Genomic DNA, 19618 nt, shown 5'->3' with positions numbered 1-19618 from the left:
TTAAGGAGAAAAAATGGCAATTAGAAGTCCTCAAATAGGATTAAAAATAAAAGAATGGGAAAAAAGAGCATATGATGAAACTAAATTTGGAATGTATCCGACGCCTTTTGAGAGATGGAAAAGAAAATGTATAATTTGGCAGTTTGTAAGATTTGTTATTTTATCGTTAAAATTTAAAAAAACAGCCTCTGTTAATGGGTAATTAATAAAATTTTGGGTATAATTCAATAAAAAAAGGATTAAAATGGCATTAGAAATTACTAAAGAAAATTTTGAAGAAACTGTAAAAAACAATAAATTAGTTGTAGTAGATTTTTGGGCGCCTTGGTGCGGACCTTGTAGAATGGTTGCTCCTATTATTGAAGAATTAAGCGAAGAATATAAAGACAAAGGCGTAGCAGTAGGTAAAATCAATACAGATGAACAACAAGAACTTGCTATTCAATTTGGAATCAGAAGTATTCCAACAGTTTTATTTATAAAAAACGGTGAAGTTGTCGATGCAATGATAGGTGCTGCACCAAAAGCTATGTACGAAGAAAAAATTAATTCGCTTCTTTAATTGAAAAGTAAATTCTTCTATACATTCAGCTCCTTTTTCGGAGCATTAATGGTAGCTGCTTTTTTTTTCTACTATAAATATAAATTCAGTGAATATAAATTTGTTAATTTTGAAAATATTATACTTTATACCAAAAATGATATTTTTATACCCAAAAAAAACGAATATACTTTGCTTATTTTCAGCTCACGTATGAACAATCTCAAAAATTTAATAAAACACATAAAAACACATTACCCTATTTTAGTAGTAGATATTTATCAAAAACGCAAAAATTATCCAAATATTATCTATACAACAGCCGGAATAAATACTATAATTAAACTTATACAATATCTTAACATTTATGAAGTGCCTGTTGCTGTAAATATAAAAAGATATCATAAATTATTATACAAGCAGGACAGCCCTTTAAAAAAAGTGAGTAGTGAATAGTGAGTTGTGAGTTGTTATAAGTAGCCAAGTTGCCAAGAAGTTAAGTAGCTGAGTTGAAAAGTTAAAAATGGAGGAAAAAATGGAATATGATGTAATTATAATCGGAGGTGGACCTGCAGGACTAAGTGCAGGAATATATGCAAGCAGACTCGGAGCAAAAACTCTAATTCTTGAAAAACTAAATCCCGGAGGACAGATAACTTTGAGCAGTGAAATAGAAAATTACCCAGGAGTGTGTGAAGTTAAAAGCGGACTTGAAATGATGATGTGCTGGCCTGAGCAGGCAAAAAAATTCGGATGCGAGATAAAAAGTGAGGAAGCATTACAATTAATAATGGAAAATGGAAAATGGAAAATAAAAACGCATAAGAATGAATATACGGCAAAAGCTGTAATTTTGGCAACCGGTGCCACACCAAGAAAAGCAGGATTTGAGGGCGAAAGAGAATATACCGGAAAAGGCGTCAGTTATTGCGCAGTGTGTGACGGGTTTTTCTATAAAGACAGAATCGTAGCCGTAATAGGAGGGGGAGATACAGCTTTGGAAGAAGCCCTCTATCTAAGCAAAATTGCAAAAAAAGTATATTTAATCCACAGACGCTCTGAATTCCGCGCAGCCCCGTCAACTCAAAAAAAAGTCTTTAATACAGAAAATATTGAAATAATTTATAACGAAACCGTCAAAAAAGTATATGGAAATGAGTTTGTAGAAGGTATAATTTTATCTTCAAACGAAAAAATTAACGTCGAGGGAATATTTGTATTTGTAGGTATGAATGTAAATAATGAGCTGGTAAAGGATTTAGCCGAACTTAACGAATTTGGAGAAGTAAAAGTAAATTTAAAAATGCAAACCAGTTTAAAAGGGCTATATGCGGCTGGAGACGTAAGGGAATCAAGCATCAAACAGGTTGTTGCGGCAGCGGGAGATGGAGCAACAGCGGCTATTAATGCTATAAAATACCTAAAGGAGAATAAATGAAATACGGAATTGTTGGTGCAACCGGAAGAGTGGGTCAGCTTTTAGTAAATATTATTAAAAATTCGGATGACATTCTTTCAGCTGTAATGTTTACAGGCAAACAGAGTGTTGAATTTCCTGAAAAAACTATAATAACAAATGATGCAAAAACACTTCTTGAAAATTCTGATGTAGCAATTGATTTCTCAGCACCGATTGCAACTCAAAAACTTCTTGAGGCAGCTCTTGAAAATCCAAAACCCCTTGTTATCGCTACTACAGGTCTTAATGACCACCAAAAAAATCTGATGATTGAGGCAAGCCAAAAAGCACCTATTTTATATGCTACAAATATGAGCTTAGGTGTTGCTATTTTAAACAAACTTGTGGCAATGGTCAGCGAAAAACTTAAAGATTTTGATATTGAAATAGTAGAACAGCATCACAGATATAAAGTCGACGCTCCAAGCGGTACCGCATTAACATTAGCCAAAACATGTGCAAATGCCAGGGGACTTGAGCTTAAAGATGTAATGATTACCGGAAGAAGCGGCCATGTGGGGGCTAGAACAAAAAATGAAATAGGTGTTTTTGCCTTGCGTGGCGGAGACGTAGTGGGAAGACATACTGTAGGATTTTATAATGACGGGGAATTCTTAGAACTTAATCATACAGCTACAAACAGGGAAACCTTTGCAAGAGGCGCCATTAAAGTTTCAAAATGGCTTATAAATCAAAAACCGGGGCTTTATTCAATTAATGATGCATTGGGATTAAGGAAGTAAAAATGTGCTCAGTAGTAGGTATTTACGGTAATGAAAATGCAAGCAAACTTGCATTTTACTCTCTTTTTTCAATGCAGCACCGCGGTCAGGAGGCGGCAGGAATCAGCAGCAGTTTTAAAGGTCACATCAAAACAGTTAAAAACAGGGGACTTGTAACACAGATTTTTAAAGAAGAAGATTTTAAAATTTTAAAAGGCGATATGGCAATAGGCCATACGAGATATTCCACCGCAGGAGACGATTCCATACTTGATGCCCAGCCTATATTTGCAAGATACGGACTTGGGGAAATTTCAATAGTACATAACGGAAATTTGGTAAATGCAAAAGAAATAAGAAAAGAACTTATAAAAAAAGGGGCTATTTTCCAAAGTAATATGGACACAGAAAATTTAATTCATCTTATAGCCAAAGATTATCAGAAAAACACTCTCAAAGAAAGAATAACAGATGCCGTTAAAAAAGTAAAAGGGGCTTTTTCACTGGTTATTCTTTCCCGTCATAAAATGTTTGCCTTGAGGGATCCGTTTGGATTCAGGCCTCTTTCTATCGGGAAAATCCGCTCAGGCGGTTATATTGTAGCCAGCGAGACATGCGCATTTGAGCTGGTAGATGCCGAATTTATAAGAGATATTAAACCCGGAGAAATGATTATTTTTGAAGATAATGAAATTAAAAGCGAAATGGTTTTCAAGCCTTCGCCAAAGCAGTGTATTTTTGAATATATCTATTTTGCAAGACCCGACAGTGATGTTTTTGGAAAAAATGTTTATCTTGCAAGAAAACAGATGGGAAGAGAATTAGCAAAAGAACTTCCGGTTGTTGCCGATATGGTTGTTCCTGTACCAGACAGCGGGGTTGCAGCGGCTCTGGGGTATTCAGAAGAAAGCGGCATTCCGTTTGAAATGGGAATTATGAGAAACCATTACGTGGGAAGAACATTTATAGAACCAACTCAGGAAATAAGAAATTTAAAAGTTAAAATGAAACTCTCTCCAATTATTGAAAAAATAAAAGGTAAAAGACTTGTTGTAATTGACGATTCAATCGTCAGGGGGACAACATCCAAAAGAATAGTCAGAATGCTAAGAGATGCGGGTGCAAAAGAAGTTCATATGAGAATAGCGGCTCCGGCAACCATAGCACCTTGTTATTATGGTGTAGACACTCCTACAAAAGAAGAGCTTATTGCAAGCAAAATGAGTGTGGAAGAAATTAGAAAATATATAGAGGCCGACAGCCTGGCCTATCTTACAATTGAAAGCATAATAAAAGCAATAAATGATAAAAGGGAAAATTACTGTTTTGCCTGCTTTGACGGCAATTATCCCGTTTATGATTTTTTCTCTTTTTCCTGCCCGTATAACTGCAAAATATGATTAGTCAGTTTAAATCTTCTTTTGCTATTTTTTCTTGATTTTGGTATTTCAAATTTTTATTATTTTTTTATTACAAGATAAAAAGATTTTTATAAAGCGTAGAAAATATAATTTCCCTTTGTTTTGTAAATTTAAGCCCCGCTTTTTTGAGGATATTTTTAAATTCATCCAGGAGTTTATTGTAATCGAAATTTTTCATTTATCTTCCTTTTTTGATAATGATAATCATATTATAACACAAAAAATATTTTTAAATTAATTCCAACATTCCAAAATCAATTTTCTCTAATATATTAAAAACAGCAGTATAAATTATAACAGAAGAAAATATTGCCAAAAATAAAACAATACCCTGAATTAAATATTTTTTTATTTTCATTCTATCCACCTTTTTTTTTAAAGACACAAAAAAGTGTTTTTAAATTTATCATCATTAATCTTGTCATCAACATCTGAATAAATTACATCCAAGCTCAAATTGTCATTAAACGCATAACTTGCATCAAATTCTGTGCTTTTTGTATCATCTTTATCATGCAAAGTCACATATCCGGTATTTAAACTAAGACCTTTTATAACATCACTTGCGTCCCATTCTCCGTTTACCAATACTGCGCTTTTATTATAAGCAACACCTAATGTAAAACCTTATAATGCTGATTTGCATATTGAACGCCTAAGCTATAAGAAAAATCATCCTTTTCACCCTCATAATTTGCATCTGTATAAAAAATCCTGTCTATATCAAAGCCGATAAAGCAAGATTTTCTATACCGAATCATTCCGTTATCGTCTGTATCTGCAAAAGGTGTGTCAAGTTCCTGTCTACCTATTTTAATAGTTGTATTTTTAAATTTTCCAAGTAGCACTTATTCCACTAAAAGATTTAGTTTCAGCATGCAATTTACCGCCTATTGCCAAATCAGTTTTTGAATCTTTATCATGTGTTGATAACCAAGCCTAACATAACCATCTACTTTTTTTAAAAGATCTGATTTTACAATATTATTGTTTTCCCACTGCGCTAAGTGTTATTTTTTTCATTTATACTCCTTGTAAATTTATTTGATGTAAAAGAGTAAAAAACTCAAAGGAGAAAGGGTAGCAACGGGTTCAACCCCCTCCTGTGAATTTTTTACTGCATATTTCACAAGTTTTATGAATGGTTAATTATATTATATCTTTAAAAATTTCACTACATTTTTCTAACTCTATATCAATATTAGTTTTTATAACTCCTTTTAAACAGTAAAATGCTTTTTTATCGTCATTTTGAACGACTACTAATAAACCGTTTGCTTCAAAAAAATCAAGGTGCCTGTAAATTGTATTGAGTGAAACATTTCTGTTATATTTCATTAATAATTGTTTTTTTATACCTATAACACAAAAACATCTGTCTTTATTCTCTGAGAATATACGGTATATTGCCTCTCTCGACCATGAATAATTTATTTTTTTATTTTTGACTTTTTCATAAAAACCATTCATAAAAACCCCTTTAAAATAATTATGATAATAATTATCATTTCTGTAAAAGAATAATACTCGCATTTTATTAAACAAATATTAAGTTGATAATAGGAATGATTGTCAATTTTATAAGATAAAAAGATTTTTATGCTACTATTTCTTTGATAGTAATTATCAAAATTACTAAAAGGAGTTGACAATGCCTACTTTTGAAAACTTGCTTGGATTTAAGATGAAGGGTCTACTATTATAATAAATACCCATTTTCAATCTAAACTTTAAATGTTGAATATAAGAGACAGACTTATAGGATTTGAATCGGCAAGAGCTGTTATTATGGAAAACGGAAAAAGACTGGCTGAGTTAAGTCCGGGGGAGCTGTTAAAGAAACAGGCAAAAAACATGTGATAGGTGAAGGACTTGCAGATAAGATTTTCGTTGAATATATTAAATAAGGAATTAATATGCCTCTAAGTATGGCTAATGTAGGCAGCAGATTAAAAATTATAAGACATCTGCGGAAAGAAAAGACAATGGAGAGGTTACTTGCTATGGGAATTTCAACCGGCATTGAAATTACACTTTTAAAAAATGACGGAGGACCTTTGCTTATAAAAGCAGGAGAATCCAGAATCGCCCTTGGATTTGGTTGGAAATAAATTAATAAAAAGAAAATTAAGAGATATGGGAATTATCAGAGGAGAAAAAATTAAAGTTGAAAAAATGGCTCCTCTTGGAGACCCGATTAATACTATTGCAGGTGCAAATTTAAAAGTCGGGAACTGGCCGGGGGTAACGGTTGAAAAAAAAGAAGCAGACCTTGTAAGCAAAGATATGACTTTAAAACTTATCGACCTTCCGGGAACATACAGTTTAAGCCCTTATTCCATAGAAGAGAGAATTACCAGAAAATTTCTTCTTGAGGAAAAACCGGATAGTGTTGTTAATGTGGTGGATTCTACCAACCTGCAGCGCAATCTTTATCTTACAGTCCAATTGATGGAATTGGAAATTCCAATGGTTACGGCTTTAAATATGTGGGATGATTTTGAAGAAAAAGGATATCAGTTTGATATACAAAAATAACTTACAGGAATTAAAGCAGTGCCTACTATTGCAAAAGAAAAACTTTTAGATAAATTAGAAAGGCCAAAAACCCCTAAATATTCAGACGATACCGAAGAATTTATAACAAGGGCTATGAAATTAATCCCTTCAGATTTTTCATATCCTAAAAGATGGGAAAAAGAAATTATTCAAAAGCTGCCTGATTCTGAAAAATGTATGGATTTACACAATGAATTTGAAGCATTTTTTGATAAGAAAAAAGATTTAACAGTCTTTAGTTGTGGACGGAATTATCGGAGGGGTATTGAGTTTAGTGACTTTAATTATATTTTTTTATGGCTCTTTTGGAAGAGAGCGGATATATGGCAAGAGCGAAAACTGACAGCACTGCTTGTGCCTTTTATGTCCTGCGGCGCGAGACTGCCTATTTATGCGCTTTTTACAGCCGTATTTTTTAAAGCGCATCAGGCAAGTGTTGTTCAGCAATTGCGCCTATCTTTAAACCTGCGGGATTTGACGACTGGAGACCTGTTGCTGCATTGATTCCTAGTACTATAGCAAAAGAAGCGGTTATCGGTTCTTTATCTCAGGTATATAATGTTCAGAGAAGATAAACCAACACCTTTGCCAAAGTATTTTGTTTACTATGGATTCCGTGTATTGTTACATTAGGGGCGGGGTGCAGTTGCACTTACAACAATAGACAGTGTAAAGGATGCTCCCATTTTAATTCATGCACTTTAAAACATTAAGGGGAAATATTTTTCTCCTGTTTTTTAAAATAATTAAAGGGAAAGGATGGAAAATACAAAAATAAGAAAAAGAAATTTAAACAAATTAAATTTTATGGATTTAAAAATAGAGTTAAAAAATAAACTGATAGCTGAACTTAACTTTCCTTTTTTTTTCAAATTTAATTAAGAATAGAAAAAATTTGTAAATAGACTTTTCCTCTCTTTTTTGTTATAAAAAGTAAAAAGAAGGTTTATGGATAAATTATATACATTTGGAAAATATTTAAAACAAAAATTTGATAAAAGAATAAAAAAAGTTCCTATTTCCGTACCTGGTTTCACATGCCCTAATATTGACGGGACAAAAGCCAGGGGAGGGTGTGTGTTTTGTGAAAATGAAAGCTTTTCCCCCAATTTTAAAAAAGAAAAATTTACTTTAACCCCTTTAAAAAAAGAAAACCCTCTTTTAAAAAAACAGTTAAAAGAACTGCATTCCCAATATAATGAAACCGTAAAACTTTATAAAGATTTGTATAAAAGTGAAAAATTTTTAGTCTATTTCCAAAGTTTCACAAACACTTACGCCCCTTTTTCAACTCTGAAAACACTTTATCAAAAAGCTTTGAATTTGCCCGACGCAATTGGTCTTAGCATCGGCACAAGAGCCGACAGTATAGATGAAAATACTTTGAATTACTTAAAAGAACTCAGTAAAAATTATGAAATATGGATAGAATACGGAGTTCAGAGTTCTAACAATAAAACACTTGCCAAAATAAATAGGGCCGAATTTTTTGAAGACATTGCAAAAACCATAAAAAAAACAAAAGAAATGGGGATAAATGTATGTGCTCATATAATTTTCGGACTTCCGGGGGAAACCCAAAAAGATATGCTAAAATCCGTAGAAGATGTAATCAATCTCGGAGTGGATTCAGTTAAATTTCATCCGTTGTATGTAACACAAAACACACTTCTGGCACTTGAATATAAAAAAGGAAATTTTGAACCGATAGACGAAGAACTTTATATCGATACATTAATTAAAGCCATTAAAATGCTGCCGCAAAACGTATCAATACAAAGAATGACGGCAGGAACTGAAAACCTGCTTGCCCCAAAGTGGTGTAAAAACAAATCTATTCAAATGAGCCATATCCATAAAGCCCTGTTAAAAGAGGGAATAAAGTTTTAAAGATATTCAAGCCACATTGGAAGAAATTTCTGAGCCTTTTTTATTGTTGTGGCAAATCCGTGTCCCGGATACATTTTTTTATCATAAGGAATTTTTAAAAATTTTTTGATTGATTTTTTCATATCCTCAGGATTTGAATAAGGAAAATCAACCCTTCCTATGCTTCCGTCAAATATAAAATCCCCGCTAAATAAAAATTTGCTTGTTTCAACAGTGATACTGCCCGGTGTATGCCCTGGAAAATGACGGATTAAAATATAAAAATCCCCTATTTTATAATTACCTTCATTAAGTAAAAAATCCGGTTTTACTTTTGGAGGGTTAAAACCAAACTGGTCGTTTTCCAAGAAAAACGCATCATTTTTATGAATGTAAATTGGAATATTAAAATATTCTTTTACTTTCTTATCATCCCAGATATGGTCAAAATGACCATGGGTGTTGATTATTGCAACAGGGTCTTTTACATTCTCTCTTATCCACTCAAACGCACCAATGCCCGGGTCAATAATAATTTTTTTATCAACTATATAACAGTTTGTTTGAAATTCCCCAAAAGGTCTTGCTAAAACTTCCATTATTTACCTTAATTTTACATTTTTCACCATGGCCGCTTTTCAAGCAGCCAGGTGAGCAAGCTCACTTTTCACTTGGAACTTGGCTACTTGGTGGAACTTGACTACTTTTAATTCAAAATTCATCACTCACAACTCATAACCCCGCCGCTTTGCAAGCGGCCGGGCAGGCTCACCACTCACTTCTCACTACTCACCATTTTCACTATTTTATGCCGCCGCAAAAGATATGGCCCTTTTTTCCCTGATAACGGTTACTTTAATCTCACCCGGAAAACTAACCTCATTCTCAATTCTTTTTGCAATTTCGCGGCTAAGTAGAACCGCTTCATCATCATTTACCAAATCGGCTTCAACTATTACCCTAACTTCCCTTCCCGCATTAAGAGCGTAAGCATTTATAACCTCAGGATAAGAAGTGGCGATATTTTCTATCGATTCAACTCTTTTCAAAAATGCTTCAAGAACTTCTCTTCTTGCTCCCGGCCTTGCGGCAGAAAGGGCATCTGCCGCACAGACAGCTGCAGCTTCAATACTTTTAGCTTCTTCATGTCCGTGATGTGCTTTTATTGCATTAAGCACAACTTCCGGTTCTTTATATCTTTTACATAAATCATATCCTAACGTTACATGGTCCCCTCCAAAATCATGAGTCAGAGCTTTACCTATATCATGTAAAAGACCTGCCCTTTTTGCCAAAAGTTCGTCTCCTCCTATTTCAGCAGCCATAATTCCTGCCAAATGCGCAACTTCCAAAGAATGTGCAAGTGCATTTTGTCCGTAACTTGCACGGTATTTAAGCCTTCCTATTAATTTGACAATTTCGGGATGTATTTTGGCACTTGCAAGCCCCAAATCTATTATTATATCTTCACCCTCTTTTAAAACTTTTTCTTCAAATTCATCTGTAACTTTTTTATAAATATCTTCGATTCTGGCAGGCTGGATTCTTCCGTCTTCCACCAACCTTTTTATGGTTTCAACTGCAATTTGACGTCTGTAAATATTGAAACTGCTGACAGTTATGGCTTCCGGGGTATCGTCTATTATAATATCGCAGCCTGTCACCATTTCAAGTGTTTTTATGTTTTTACCCTCTTTTCCTATAATTCTGCCTTTCATTTCATCATCTCCTATTGGAACAACATTTATAAGCCTCTCACCTGCAAAATCTCCTGCATATCTCGTAGTTGCCTGTGCTATTATAAACTGCGCTTCTTTTTTTGCGTTATTTTCAGCTTCTTTGATAATTTTTCTAGTAAGATGTGCCACATCATCTTTTAAATCCTCTTTTAAGGAATTTAATAAAATTTCTTTTGCTTCATCTTTTGTAAGACCTGCCGCATTTTCAAGTTTTTCCTGAAGTATTTTTATTTTTTGGTTAAAAGTGTTTTTTAATTTTTCAAAAACTTTTCTTTCTTTTTCAAATAAATTCTTTTCCCGTTCAAGTTTTTGTGCATCCTGCATTTGCTGCTCAACCAATTCTTCAATTTCTTCTTCTTTTTTCAAAATTTCATTTAATTTGTTTTCATACTCTTTTTGAAGCTCAATTTTTTGTTTTTCCAAAGAATTTTTAGCTTCAAGTTCCATCTCTTTTGCTTTTGATTTTGTATTTTCAAGCAAAATTTCAGCTTCATGTTCAATAGCTTTTGCTTTGGCTTTGGCTTCTGAAAGATAAATATCATATTTTGCCACATCAATTTTTCTGGCTATAAAGTATCCCGCTAGAGCGGATAATATCGAAACGGCTAAAATTATTAAAACGTTCATTTTTTCTCCTTATATTAAAACTTATATATTCATCCGCCTTAATATCAAACTTATCTGCCACATTTAATTTTGTGGCGCAAGGCGTTAACTGCAAGAAAACAATTTTTGGCTTATATTTGAGATTGGCGAAAAATCTGTCATACATTCCCCTGCCAAACCCTATTCTTTGAAAATTTTGTGTTATTCCCACAACAGGCACTATTGCAAGATCTATTTTTTGTAAAGTTTTTTGTTTGTTTACAGGCTCGAAAATTGAGAATTTTTTCTTTTTTATCGGCAATTGATATTTTACCATCTTAAAGCTTAAATCTTGCATAAACGGGACGAAAATATTCTTTTTTTTTCTTCTTAAAGCGTTAATCACCCCTTTTATATCAGGTTCATTTTTCAAAGGGATAAAAAAAAGTATATTTTTATAATTTTTCGCCAGATTATATATTTCTTTTGATATTTTCTTTGAAAGCAAATATCTGTTATAAATTTTTTTATCCAAACATTTTTTTCTAAACTTGTTTTTCATTTTTATACCTTTTTGATAAAATTACATAAAAAGGATTGGTTTGAAATATTTTTTTTTAATAATTCTTATATTTTTAGGCTGCAATAATTATCATACAAAAAATAACAATAATTTGCAAAAATCTAAAACAAAAATCACTAAAAAAACCATGGAATCAAACATTACAGTTATTAGGTTAAACGATATAAATTTAACATTCAAAAATAAAAAACTGCTTTATCCGAAAGAAAAAACTTATCTTCTTTTTTATAATAATTCAAATTATTCAAAAATGCAAGAAGATGTCTTAAATTACCTGAAAATCAAATATATAAAAACAGACAATAAATTTTTACAGGATTATTTTAAAATAAAAATCTATCCTACCACTGTTATTTTAGATAAAAACAAAACCGTAAAATTAGAAAATTTCACACCTATTGAAATATTAAAAGGATTTTAAATGTTCAAAATTTTAAAAAAAAGTTTAAATAAAACAAAAGAAGCAATTAAGCAGATTGTGGGAGTAGAAAAAAAAGAAAAAATTCCAAAAGATTTGCTTGAAGAAGCTTTAATTGAAGCGGACATAGATTATGATTTGGTAGAAAAACTTCTAAACAAACTTCCAAATGAGGTAACCAGAGAAAGACTTAAAAAAGAATTGGATAAAATTTTTAATCTGCCTGAAAACAAAATTGAAATAAACGATAAACCGTATGTGTTTTTAATCATCGGTGTAAACGGAGCTGGAAAAACAACAACAATTGCCAAATTAGCATACAAATTCAAAAATGACGGTTATTCTGTAATCTTAGGGGCTGCTGACACTTTCAGGGCTGCTGCAATTGAACAGCTTAGCCGATGGGCTGAAATTTTAGATGTTCCTATTATAAAAACCCGTCAGGGACATGACCCGGCAGCGGTAACTTACGACACTATCAGCTCGGCTAAAGCAAAAGGATTTGATATAGCACTTATTGATACTGCAGGAAGGCTTCATAACAAAAAAAATCTTCAAAATGAACTTAAAAAAATAGTAAATGTCTCAAAAAAAGCATATCCTAACGCGCCTCAAAAAAAACTTTTGGTAATTGACGCAACACAGGGAAGCAGCGCAATAAACCAGGCGAAAATATTTAACGAAGTTGTAGGAATCGACGGAATAATTGTCACAAAACTGGACGGAACCGCCAAAGGAGGAAGTTTATTCAGCATAATAAATGAGCTTAAAATCCCTATATATTTTGTAGGGGTCGGTGAAAAAAAAGAAAATTTGGTTGAATTTGATAAAAATGAATTTATAGAAGGAATGTTAGAGGGCCTTTACAGTGAATAACATAGTTTTTTATTTTGGAAGCATTATTATAATAGTTTTTTTTATAGGCCTTGCTGTTAAAAGATTTAAAGAAGACAATGAAATTGATTTAGAAAAACACAAATGGATTGTGGCAATATATATTATATTACTTGTAATTGCCATAATCTCCTGGAGAATTTTAGATTTGATGGTTGAGGCAAAAATGATGCAGATAAATAAATATAATAAAACGATAGAAGAATTCAATGGCAAAAATTAAAACAGCTTACGAATGCACCGAGTGCGGTTACAAAAGCGCAAAATGGATGGGAAAATGCCCTGCATGCGGAGCGTGGGACAGCTTTGTTGAAGTAAGTGAAACAAAAAAAAGCAAAACATCTTCAAAACCTTCAAAAATTATAAAATTCGAAAATATTGAAAAAGAGGAAATTGAGCGTTTTTCATCTTTAGACAGTGAACTCGATTTGGTATTGGGCGGCGGCATAGTGCCGGGCAGTTTAGTATTAATAGGCGGAAGCCCGGGAGTTGGAAAATCAACATTAATGCTGAAACTTGCGGGAAAACTTAATAAAAAAGTTTTATATGTGGCAGGGGAAGAAAGCCCAGGGCAAATAAAACTGAGGGCTGAAAGGCTCGGCATTAAAAATAAAAATCTTTTTATTATGCCCGAAATTGTAATTGAAAACATACTTGAAGAAATAAAAAATTATGATTTGGTAATAATAGATTCCATTCAGACAATCTATTCAGAAAACCTTTCATCAGCCCCCGGAAGTGTTTCGCAGGTCAGGGAAGCTACATTTGAGCTTATGAGGGTGGCAAAAGAGACTAAAATCCCTGTTTTTATAATAGGCCACATCACAAAAGAAGGCTCAATTGCCGGGCCAAGGGTGCTTGAGCATATGGTAGACACGGTTTTATATTTTGAAGGGGATGCAAGCCGGGAACTTAGGATTCTCAGGGCATTTAAAAACAGATTCGGTTCAACCAGCGAAATAGGTATTTTTGAAATGACAAAACAGGGACTTGTAAGTGCAAAAAACAGAAGCTTCTTTTCAAAAAAAGCTCTTCCCGGAAGTGCAATTACCGTTATACTTGAAGGCACTAGACCAATAGTTTTAGAAGTTCAGGCATTGGTCAGTGAAAGTTACGGAGTTCCAAAAAGAAGCGCCACAGGGTTTGACTTGCCAAGACTCAATATGATTTTAGCTTTGCTTGAAAAAAAACTAAATCTCCCTTTTAATCAATACGATGTTTTCGTAAATGTAACAGGTGGAATAAAAATAAACGAAACGGCAGCGGATTTAGCCGTTATTGCCGCAATAGTAAGTTCATTCAGAAACAGACCCATCAGTAAAGAAACAGTTTTTATCGGGGAGGTAAGCCTTGTTGGAGACATAAGGGAAATCCCAGGGCTTGACATAAGGGTAAAAGAAGCGGCAAATTTAGGCTTTAAAAAAGCCATTGTGCCAACTTTACCTATTGAAAAACCCCTAAAATGCTACGAAGTAAAAGAAGTAGAAAAACTGATTGAGTGGATGTAATACTAATTGAAAATTAAATTAATAATTTTTTAATTTTTTAATAATACTAATAAATTCTCTTTCATTCTCTTCTAAATGATTTTTAATTTCTTTTATTTCTTTTTCATATTTTGGTGTATAATAAAATTTAAGGGCATTTACTCTAATCATTGTTTTTTTAAGTTCTTCTGAAAGTTTCCATATTTTAATCTCCATTTCGCTGAGTTCTAAAATCATTTTTAATGCTTCAAAAAAATTTTCCCTTGCTAAATCTGTGAAAATATTCGAATCTATTTTTATATTAGGTTTTGATGATATTTTAAAATCAATTTTTGGTACAACAAGACCTAAAAATGTTTTTTCAACTACTTTTAATTCAGTTTTAACAAAGCCTTCTTTTTCAATTTTTCCACTGTTTTCCATAAAAGCTTTTATCAAAACATTATAACAGCTCCTCATATGCTCGTTAAGTTTTTTTCTTCTTGTATCAACAATATCAACTATTTTCATTATTTCTTTAATAAGTGCGTCTCTTTTTTGTTCAAGTACATTTTCTCCTTCTTTTATTATTTCAAGTTCGGTTTTTAATTCCAATAAGGTGGTTTTATTCTTAACCATTTATATACTTTTTAATCTCTTCGTCAGTAAGACGTATAAGTTCACTTTCAGGAAGTATTTTTAATAATTCCCAGCCTTTGTTAAATGTTTCTTCAAAAGTTCTGCCAATATCCTGATTTATAAATTCTTTTTCAAATTTTTTTGAAAAAAGAAGATATTTTTTTTCTGTTTCGCTTAACTCCTCTTCTCCTATAATTGAGGCAAACATTTCTATTTTTTTTGCTTTGGCATATGAAGAATAAAGCTGTGAAGCAAACCGTTTATGTGTTTTATCTATTGCTGAATTCATAAGTCTTGAAAGAGAGGTTAACACATTTACAGGCGGAAAAATACCTTTTTTGTATAAATTTCTATCCATCGTTATTTGACCTTCAGTAATATAACCTGTCAAATCCGGAATCGGATGCGTTATGTCATCATCGGGAAGTGTCAGTATTGGAATTTGCGTAATAGAACCTTCTTTTCCTTTTAAAATACCGGCCCTTTCATAAATACTTGCCAAATCACTGTACATATAACCTGGATATCCTTTTTTACCCGGAATTTCTTCTTTTTTAGCGGAAATTTCCCTTAAAGCATTTGCATAATTTGTCATATCATAAAGAATCACTATTACATTTTTACCTTTTTCAAAAGCCATATATTCTGCAAATGTCAACGCACTTCTTGGCAAAACAAGTGAATTTACGGCAGGTTCATTAGCAAGATTCAAAAACACCGTTACATTTTGATTATTTTTTACAATATTGTTAATTAAAAATTCGGCTCTTTCATGCCTCAGTCCTATTGCCCCAAGAATTACAACAGAATTTTCAATTTCTATCTGGGTGGCCAGTTTAGCGACAAATTCATCATTAGGAAGACCGCTTAATGCAAAAATGGGAAGTTTTTGCCCTTTTATAAGGGTATTTAATGCATCAATTGAGCTAAACCCTGTTTTTACAATATCCTTAGGATAAAGTCTTTTTGCAGGGTTATATGCCCCTACATTGATATTTTGATATTTTTCTATGTTTACTATACTGTTATCTAAAATTTCTCCAAAAGAATTTAACACTTTTCCGTTCATCTCTTCACTAAGAGGTATTTGTACAGGTTTGTATTTGAATTCAACCTTTATATTTTGTAAATCAAGTTCATAAACTTCACCTAAAATTTCTATAACAGTAATTTTTTCATTTATAGAAGAGACAATTCCTTTTAAAATCTTTTCATTTGAACGGATAGTAACCTCTTCGTTTAATCCCACATTTTCTATTGTTTCAAAAAAAAGCAGATTTCCTTTTATTTCAAGCGCACCCTCATATTCTATTCTCATGTTATTCTCCGTAATTTTTTATAAAATCTTCATAATACTGCTTTGTTTTATCCCTTAAATCTTTATATTTTCCATATTCTTCATTTTTTATAAAATATTTACTCTGTATAAATTCGTTTATTATTTTTTGATTTTTTAATATTTCTACAGGAATTTTCTGAACCATCCCCTGCTTGAAAATATTATAAATTAACAAAATGGTTTTTGCAATTTCCATCTGTTTTTCAGCCGAACAGAACGCATCCACCTCATCAAAGGCATTTTGCTGTAAAAAAGCCTCTTTTATAATTTCTGCAATATAAACGGTTAACTTTTCTTCTTCAGGTAAAGCCTGAATCCCTAAAAGTTTAACAATTTTTTGAAGCTGCTCGTCTTTTGAAAGAATATTATTAAACTCCTGTCTGATTTCACTCCAATTTCCTATTTTTTCCCACCACTGTTTTAAATTTTCAATATAGTTGGAATAACTGTTCAAGTAATTGATTGCAGGATAAAATCTTGCATTAGCAAGTGTCTTATCAAGAGCCCAGAAAACGCTTGTAAATCTTTTGGTATGTATAGTAATCGGTTCTGAAAAATCCCCTCCTGCAGGAGAAACCGCACCTATTAAGCTTAAAGAACCGGCTTCTTTATTTACCGTTTCAATTTTTCCGGCCCTTTCATAAATAGAAGCGATTTTTGACGAAACATCTGCAGGATAGCCCTCTTCCATCGGAAGCTCACCCATTCTGCTGGAAAGTTCTCTCATAGCTTCAGCCCATCTTGAGGTAGAATCTGCCATTAAAGCCACACTATATCCCATATCCCTAAAATATTCACCTATGGTAATGCCAAGATAAATGGATGATTCTCTTGCGGAAACGGGCATATCTGACGTATTGGCTATTAAAACGGTTCTGTTCATTAAAGGCTGTTTGGTTCTTGGATCAATTAATTTGGGAAATTCTTCTAAAATTTCAGTCATTTCATTGCCTCTCTCACCGCATCCGATATAAATTATCACATCCGCATTACAATATTTTGCCAGTGTTTGTTGCAAAACGGTTTTTCCTGTTCCAAAACCCCCGGGAATTGAAGCACTTCCGCCTTTACTTATAGGAAACATAAAATCGATAATTCTCTGCCCTGTAATTAATGGCTCATTTAACGGCACCCTTTTTATTTTATTTGTAATCCTTAGAGGTCTTTTTATGAGCATTCGAACACTGTTTTCTCTAATTTTTGCAATTGTTTCTTTTATATTAAACTCCGCTTCTTTTAAACCCTTTATTTTTCCTTCAAATTCACTTAAAATTTTATATATAAAATTATTATCCTCCACCAATCCTATAATCTGCCCTCTTTTTATATATTCCCCGTTTTTTACAGAAGGTTTGAAATAATATTTCTTTTCCATATCCAAAGGAAAAGATTTTGCCCCTTTTACAATTCTTTCTTCCAAATTAAACAAATTCCTTTGAATTCCATCATAAACACTTCCTAAAATTCCTGGGGCCAGATATGCACTTAAAAGAGAAGAAGTCAGTTTTACATTTTCTTTAAGTTTAAGAGATGTGGTATCTTCATACACCTGGATTGTAATTTCTTCTTTTGTAACCCTTATAATTTCACCTATTAATTCATTCTCCCCTACATAAACACACTCGTTCATTAAGGGATTTTTATTTTTATATCTTGCATTTACCTATAATTTCATTAAAATCCAAAACAATGTTTTTTCTTTTATTTTTAAAAATAACTTCAAAATATTCTTTTTCGAGTTTTTTAATAAAACAGTTTATTAGATAATCTTTTTCTTTTTCAATTTTTTCCATAATCAAACTTTTCATAACATCATATTTTTTCTTAAAAAAATTATTATATAAATCAATATAATGCTTGGTAATTTGAAGTTTTTTTATTTTTATAAGCTTTTCATATTTTTCTTTTAATAATTTTCTTTCTGTTGAAATATCAAGCTGCTTTAAATATTCTTCTTTTTCTTTTTTGATTTTTATTTTAGCCTCATTTATCTTTTTGTTTCTCTCTTCAATGGCTTCTTTTAAAGCTTCATCTTCTAAAAACTTAAAGTCTGATTCCAAGAACATTTGAAAGATACCTTTTTATATTTTCGTTTAAATATGTTTTTTCAAAAGAAGGGACAAACAGCAATAGAAGGCACGGCTTTTTTTTTGATAAAATGGGAAAAATTTTCTTTAAAAATTTCATAATACCCTGTCTGCAATAATAATTAAACCCACATCTTTATCTTTAATTACTTCTTTGAAATCTTTTTTAAAATCGCCGACTTCCAGCGTGCCTATCCCACACAGAGAAAAACCGATACACTCTTCTTTTAATTCCTACAAAAACTATTTTCATATTTTCCCTAAAATCATAATTGAAACAATAAGACCGTATATTGCTATACAGCTTTAGTTGAAATTTCAGGTTTTTCCCCTATTGTACCCATAGCAGCCGCACCCACAAGCCCTACAGCAATACCTGCTGCGCATTATCATCTGCAAACATTAAAACAGGCAACAAAAACAAAATAACTTTAACTCCCAAACGGTTTGTATTCATATCCTCCTCCTTCATAAAATCTTTTAAAAAATTATCATAAAGCTTACTATTCCGTTTTCACCCCAAATTAATTTTTTTTAATTATTTTTTTTATTATATTTAATAAACATTAAAATAAAAAAACCGAAACTAATAATAAAAACACCTGCTACAATACTGATAACAATCAAAGAATTTATATTTTCCAAAGGGGAAAAGGTATGAAAAATTTCAAATCCGAAACAATGCCCGTATATAACACTTGAATGAAACTCCACTTCAAAAAAGAATATTTCCAAATAATGATTTTTTAGACAAAACATATCCTAAAATTGCCAAAATCAACCCCTGTCCCATATCCCCGAACATTAAACCGAACAAAAACAAAAACACAATGGCAAATGCAACTGTCGGATTTATTTCATAAGGTTTCGGAAGGGAATAATTTTTTACCAAAAGTTCAAACGGTTTAAAAATTTTAGGAGTATTCAAAAGAGTAGGCGTTTTTTTTGAAATTAAAGCTTTTTGGAATCCAGCCCTCTAAAATATAAAAACCGTCCTTTTGCTGTAAAAAACTTTTTACATCATAAATCTGATACAAATATTTTAAATGGGAATAGACTTTCATAAGTTTTTTCTTTTTCTTTTTGTTAATACCTTTTTTTCTTTTGCGATATCTTCTTTTTTTAATATAAATAAATCTTTTTTTATCGTAATGTAAAATTTCACAAATTTTATTGTAATTACACATTAAAAACTTTGTTTCTTCATAATCTTCAACCGGTATAAATTTAAAAAGTTCAAATAAAAAAGTGTTTAATTTATTTAAGTTTTCCTCTTTTCTTAAGATTTCTTTTTTTA

30 protein-coding genes are annotated in these 19618 nt (G+C 31.9%); 16 read left to right on the top strand and 14 right to left on the bottom strand.

Annotated elements, in window-relative coordinates:
* Positions 1 to 13 precede the first annotated feature (13 nt).
* The 6 genes from DZ64_RS0106360 to purF all read left to right on the top strand — a co-directional run bounded on the left by DZ64_RS0106360 (position 14) and on the right by purF (position 4122).
* Complete coding sequence (locus tag DZ64_RS0106360) at positions 14 to 202, top strand: hypothetical protein (protein WP_024787736.1); 189 nt, start codon at positions 14 to 16, stop codon at positions 200 to 202.
* Between the two features lie 42 nt (positions 203 to 244).
* A complete protein-coding gene (trxA, locus tag DZ64_RS0106355) occupies positions 245 to 562 on the top strand; it encodes a thioredoxin (RefSeq protein WP_024789875.1) in 318 nt (105 codons plus the stop codon).
* 48 nt (positions 563 to 610) lie between these two features.
* Complete coding sequence (locus DZ64_RS0106350) at positions 611 to 997, top strand: hypothetical protein (protein WP_024789874.1); 387 nt, start codon at positions 611 to 613, stop codon at positions 995 to 997.
* Between the two features lie 67 nt (positions 998 to 1064).
* On the top strand, positions 1065 to 1979 hold the full coding sequence (trxB, locus tag DZ64_RS0106345) for a thioredoxin-disulfide reductase (RefSeq protein ID WP_236618676.1): 915 nt from the start codon (positions 1065 to 1067) through the stop codon (positions 1977 to 1979).
* Positions 1976 to 2743 (top strand): 4-hydroxy-tetrahydrodipicolinate reductase, encoded by a 768-nt coding sequence (gene dapB, locus DZ64_RS0106340; protein WP_024789872.1) that lies wholly within the window; start codon positions 1976 to 1978, stop codon positions 2741 to 2743. The genes trxB and dapB overlap by 4 nt, the downstream gene beginning before the upstream one ends.
* Positions 2744 to 2745: 2 nt before the next feature.
* Positions 2746 to 4122, top strand: a complete 1377-nt coding sequence (gene purF / locus DZ64_RS0106335) for an amidophosphoribosyltransferase (RefSeq protein WP_051430001.1) — start codon at positions 2746 to 2748, stop codon at positions 4120 to 4122.
* Between the two features lie 70 nt (positions 4123 to 4192).
* On the opposite strand, the gene DZ64_RS13760 is transcribed toward purF, so the two are convergent.
* The 5 genes from DZ64_RS13760 to DZ64_RS0106310 form a co-directional block, all read right to left on the bottom strand.
* Positions 4193 to 4321 (bottom strand): hypothetical protein, encoded by a 129-nt coding sequence (locus DZ64_RS13760; protein ID WP_255327519.1) that lies wholly within the window; start codon positions 4319 to 4321, stop codon positions 4193 to 4195.
* A 51-nt stretch (positions 4322 to 4372) separates the two neighbouring features.
* Positions 4373 to 4501: a hypothetical protein gene (locus tag DZ64_RS13755; protein WP_255327425.1), complete on the bottom strand. Its 129-nt coding sequence runs from the start codon at positions 4499 to 4501 to the stop codon at positions 4373 to 4375.
* 17 nt (positions 4502 to 4518) lie between these two features.
* On the bottom strand, positions 4519 to 4731 hold the full coding sequence (locus DZ64_RS0106320; protein ID WP_024789870.1) for a hypothetical protein: 213 nt from the start codon (positions 4729 to 4731) through the stop codon (positions 4519 to 4521).
* Positions 4732 to 4757: 26 nt separating this feature from the next.
* Positions 4758 to 4991, bottom strand: a complete 234-nt coding sequence (locus DZ64_RS0106315; protein ID WP_024789869.1) for a hypothetical protein — start codon at positions 4989 to 4991, stop codon at positions 4758 to 4760.
* Between the two features lie 301 nt (positions 4992 to 5292).
* A complete protein-coding gene (locus DZ64_RS0106310) occupies positions 5293 to 5613 on the bottom strand; it encodes a transcriptional repressor (protein WP_024789868.1) in 321 nt (106 codons plus the stop codon).
* 264 nt (positions 5614 to 5877) lie between these two features.
* Here DZ64_RS0106310 and DZ64_RS13750 point away from each other — a divergent pair, with 264 nt between their 5' ends.
* The 6 genes from DZ64_RS13750 (at position 5878) to DZ64_RS0106280 (ending at position 8592) form a co-directional block, all read left to right on the top strand.
* On the top strand, positions 5878 to 6003 hold the full coding sequence (locus DZ64_RS13750) for a hypothetical protein (protein WP_255327518.1): 126 nt from the start codon (positions 5878 to 5880) through the stop codon (positions 6001 to 6003).
* A 56-nt stretch (positions 6004 to 6059) separates the two neighbouring features.
* Complete coding sequence (locus DZ64_RS10855) at positions 6060 to 6254, top strand: FeoA family protein (RefSeq protein WP_035003162.1); 195 nt, start codon at positions 6060 to 6062, stop codon at positions 6252 to 6254.
* Complete coding sequence (locus DZ64_RS0106295; protein ID WP_035003160.1) at positions 6235 to 6681, top strand: FeoB small GTPase domain-containing protein; 447 nt, start codon at positions 6235 to 6237, stop codon at positions 6679 to 6681. Before DZ64_RS10855 ends, DZ64_RS0106295 begins: the two co-directional genes overlap by 20 nt.
* 18 nt (positions 6682 to 6699) lie before the next feature.
* The gene (locus DZ64_RS12770; protein WP_024789866.1) at positions 6700 to 7206 is read left to right on the top strand and encodes a hypothetical protein; all 507 of its coding nucleotides are present in this window, start codon (positions 6700 to 6702) and stop codon (positions 7204 to 7206) included.
* A gap of 255 nt (positions 7207 to 7461) precedes the next feature.
* Complete coding sequence (locus DZ64_RS13745; RefSeq protein ID WP_255327517.1) at positions 7462 to 7584, top strand: hypothetical protein; 123 nt, start codon at positions 7462 to 7464, stop codon at positions 7582 to 7584.
* A gap of 66 nt (positions 7585 to 7650) precedes the next feature.
* Positions 7651 to 8592: a TIGR01212 family radical SAM protein gene (locus tag DZ64_RS0106280; protein WP_024789865.1), complete on the top strand. Its 942-nt coding sequence runs from the start codon at positions 7651 to 7653 to the stop codon at positions 8590 to 8592.
* On the opposite strand, the gene DZ64_RS0106275 is transcribed toward DZ64_RS0106280, so the two are convergent.
* The 3 genes from DZ64_RS0106275 to DZ64_RS0106265 all read right to left on the bottom strand — a co-directional run bounded on the left by DZ64_RS0106275 (position 8589) and on the right by DZ64_RS0106265 (position 11457).
* Positions 8589 to 9170: an MBL fold metallo-hydrolase gene (locus DZ64_RS0106275; protein ID WP_024789864.1), complete on the bottom strand. Its 582-nt coding sequence runs from the start codon at positions 9168 to 9170 to the stop codon at positions 8589 to 8591. The two genes, DZ64_RS0106280 and DZ64_RS0106275, sit on opposite strands and share 4 nt — an antisense overlap.
* A gap of 207 nt (positions 9171 to 9377) precedes the next feature.
* On the bottom strand, positions 9378 to 10937 hold the full coding sequence (gene rny / locus DZ64_RS0106270) for a ribonuclease Y (RefSeq protein ID WP_024789863.1): 1560 nt from the start codon (positions 10935 to 10937) through the stop codon (positions 9378 to 9380).
* Complete coding sequence (locus tag DZ64_RS0106265) at positions 10864 to 11457, bottom strand: 5-formyltetrahydrofolate cyclo-ligase (RefSeq protein WP_024789862.1); 594 nt, start codon at positions 11455 to 11457, stop codon at positions 10864 to 10866. Before DZ64_RS0106265 ends, rny begins: the two co-directional genes overlap by 74 nt.
* A 40-nt stretch (positions 11458 to 11497) precedes the next feature.
* On the opposite strand from DZ64_RS0106265, the gene DZ64_RS0106260 reads away from it, so the two are divergent.
* The 4 genes from DZ64_RS0106260 to radA are packed head-to-tail and all read left to right on the top strand — an operon-like array spanning position 11498 to position 14298.
* Complete coding sequence (locus tag DZ64_RS0106260; protein WP_024789861.1) at positions 11498 to 11899, top strand: hypothetical protein; 402 nt, start codon at positions 11498 to 11500, stop codon at positions 11897 to 11899.
* Positions 11900 to 12772, top strand: a complete 873-nt coding sequence (gene ftsY / locus DZ64_RS0106255; protein ID WP_024789860.1) for a signal recognition particle-docking protein FtsY — start codon at positions 11900 to 11902, stop codon at positions 12770 to 12772. It begins immediately after the preceding gene.
* Entirely contained in the window at positions 12765 to 13013 is a 249-nt protein-coding gene (locus DZ64_RS0106250; protein WP_024789859.1) for a hypothetical protein, read from the top strand. The genes ftsY and DZ64_RS0106250 overlap by 8 nt, the downstream gene beginning before the upstream one ends.
* Complete coding sequence (radA, locus tag DZ64_RS0106245) at positions 13000 to 14298, top strand: DNA repair protein RadA (RefSeq protein WP_024789858.1); 1299 nt, start codon at positions 13000 to 13002, stop codon at positions 14296 to 14298. Before DZ64_RS0106250 ends, radA begins: the two co-directional genes overlap by 14 nt.
* Before the next feature lie 18 nt (positions 14299 to 14316).
* Here the strand turns inward: radA and DZ64_RS0106240 are convergent, their stop codons facing one another.
* From DZ64_RS0106240 to DZ64_RS0106205, 6 genes are all read right to left on the bottom strand, one after another.
* Positions 14317 to 14895 (bottom strand): V-type ATP synthase subunit D, encoded by a 579-nt coding sequence (locus tag DZ64_RS0106240; RefSeq protein WP_024787714.1) that lies wholly within the window; start codon positions 14893 to 14895, stop codon positions 14317 to 14319.
* Complete coding sequence (locus DZ64_RS0106235; RefSeq protein ID WP_024789857.1) at positions 14888 to 16213, bottom strand: V-type ATP synthase subunit B; 1326 nt, start codon at positions 16211 to 16213, stop codon at positions 14888 to 14890. The genes DZ64_RS0106240 and DZ64_RS0106235 overlap by 8 nt, the downstream gene beginning before the upstream one ends.
* A 1-nt stretch (position 16214) precedes the next feature.
* The gene (locus DZ64_RS10850) at positions 16215 to 17864 is read right to left on the bottom strand and encodes a V-type ATP synthase subunit A (RefSeq protein WP_035003157.1); all 1650 of its coding nucleotides are present in this window, start codon (positions 17862 to 17864) and stop codon (positions 16215 to 16217) included.
* 16 nt (positions 17865 to 17880) lie between these two features.
* The gene (locus DZ64_RS0106225) at positions 17881 to 18300 is read right to left on the bottom strand and encodes a hypothetical protein (RefSeq protein WP_024789856.1); all 420 of its coding nucleotides are present in this window, start codon (positions 18298 to 18300) and stop codon (positions 17881 to 17883) included.
* A 317-nt stretch (positions 18301 to 18617) separates the two neighbouring features.
* Positions 18618 to 18680: a hypothetical protein gene (locus tag DZ64_RS14165; protein ID WP_369792119.1), complete on the bottom strand. Its 63-nt coding sequence runs from the start codon at positions 18678 to 18680 to the stop codon at positions 18618 to 18620.
* A 356-nt stretch (positions 18681 to 19036) separates the two neighbouring features.
* Positions 19037 to 19273, bottom strand: a complete 237-nt coding sequence (locus DZ64_RS0106205) for a V-type ATPase 116kDa subunit family protein (RefSeq protein WP_156922630.1) — start codon at positions 19271 to 19273, stop codon at positions 19037 to 19039.
* Positions 19274 to 19618: the final 345 nt, after the last annotated feature.

Origin of the sequence: Lebetimonas sp. JH292 (assembly GCF_000523275.1) — a bacterium.
Classification (GTDB): domain Bacteria; phylum Campylobacterota; class Campylobacteria; order Campylobacterales; family Nautiliaceae; genus Lebetimonas.
Note: the sequence above shows the minus strand (reverse complement) of the source record. Positions and strands in the feature narration are given on the sequence as shown.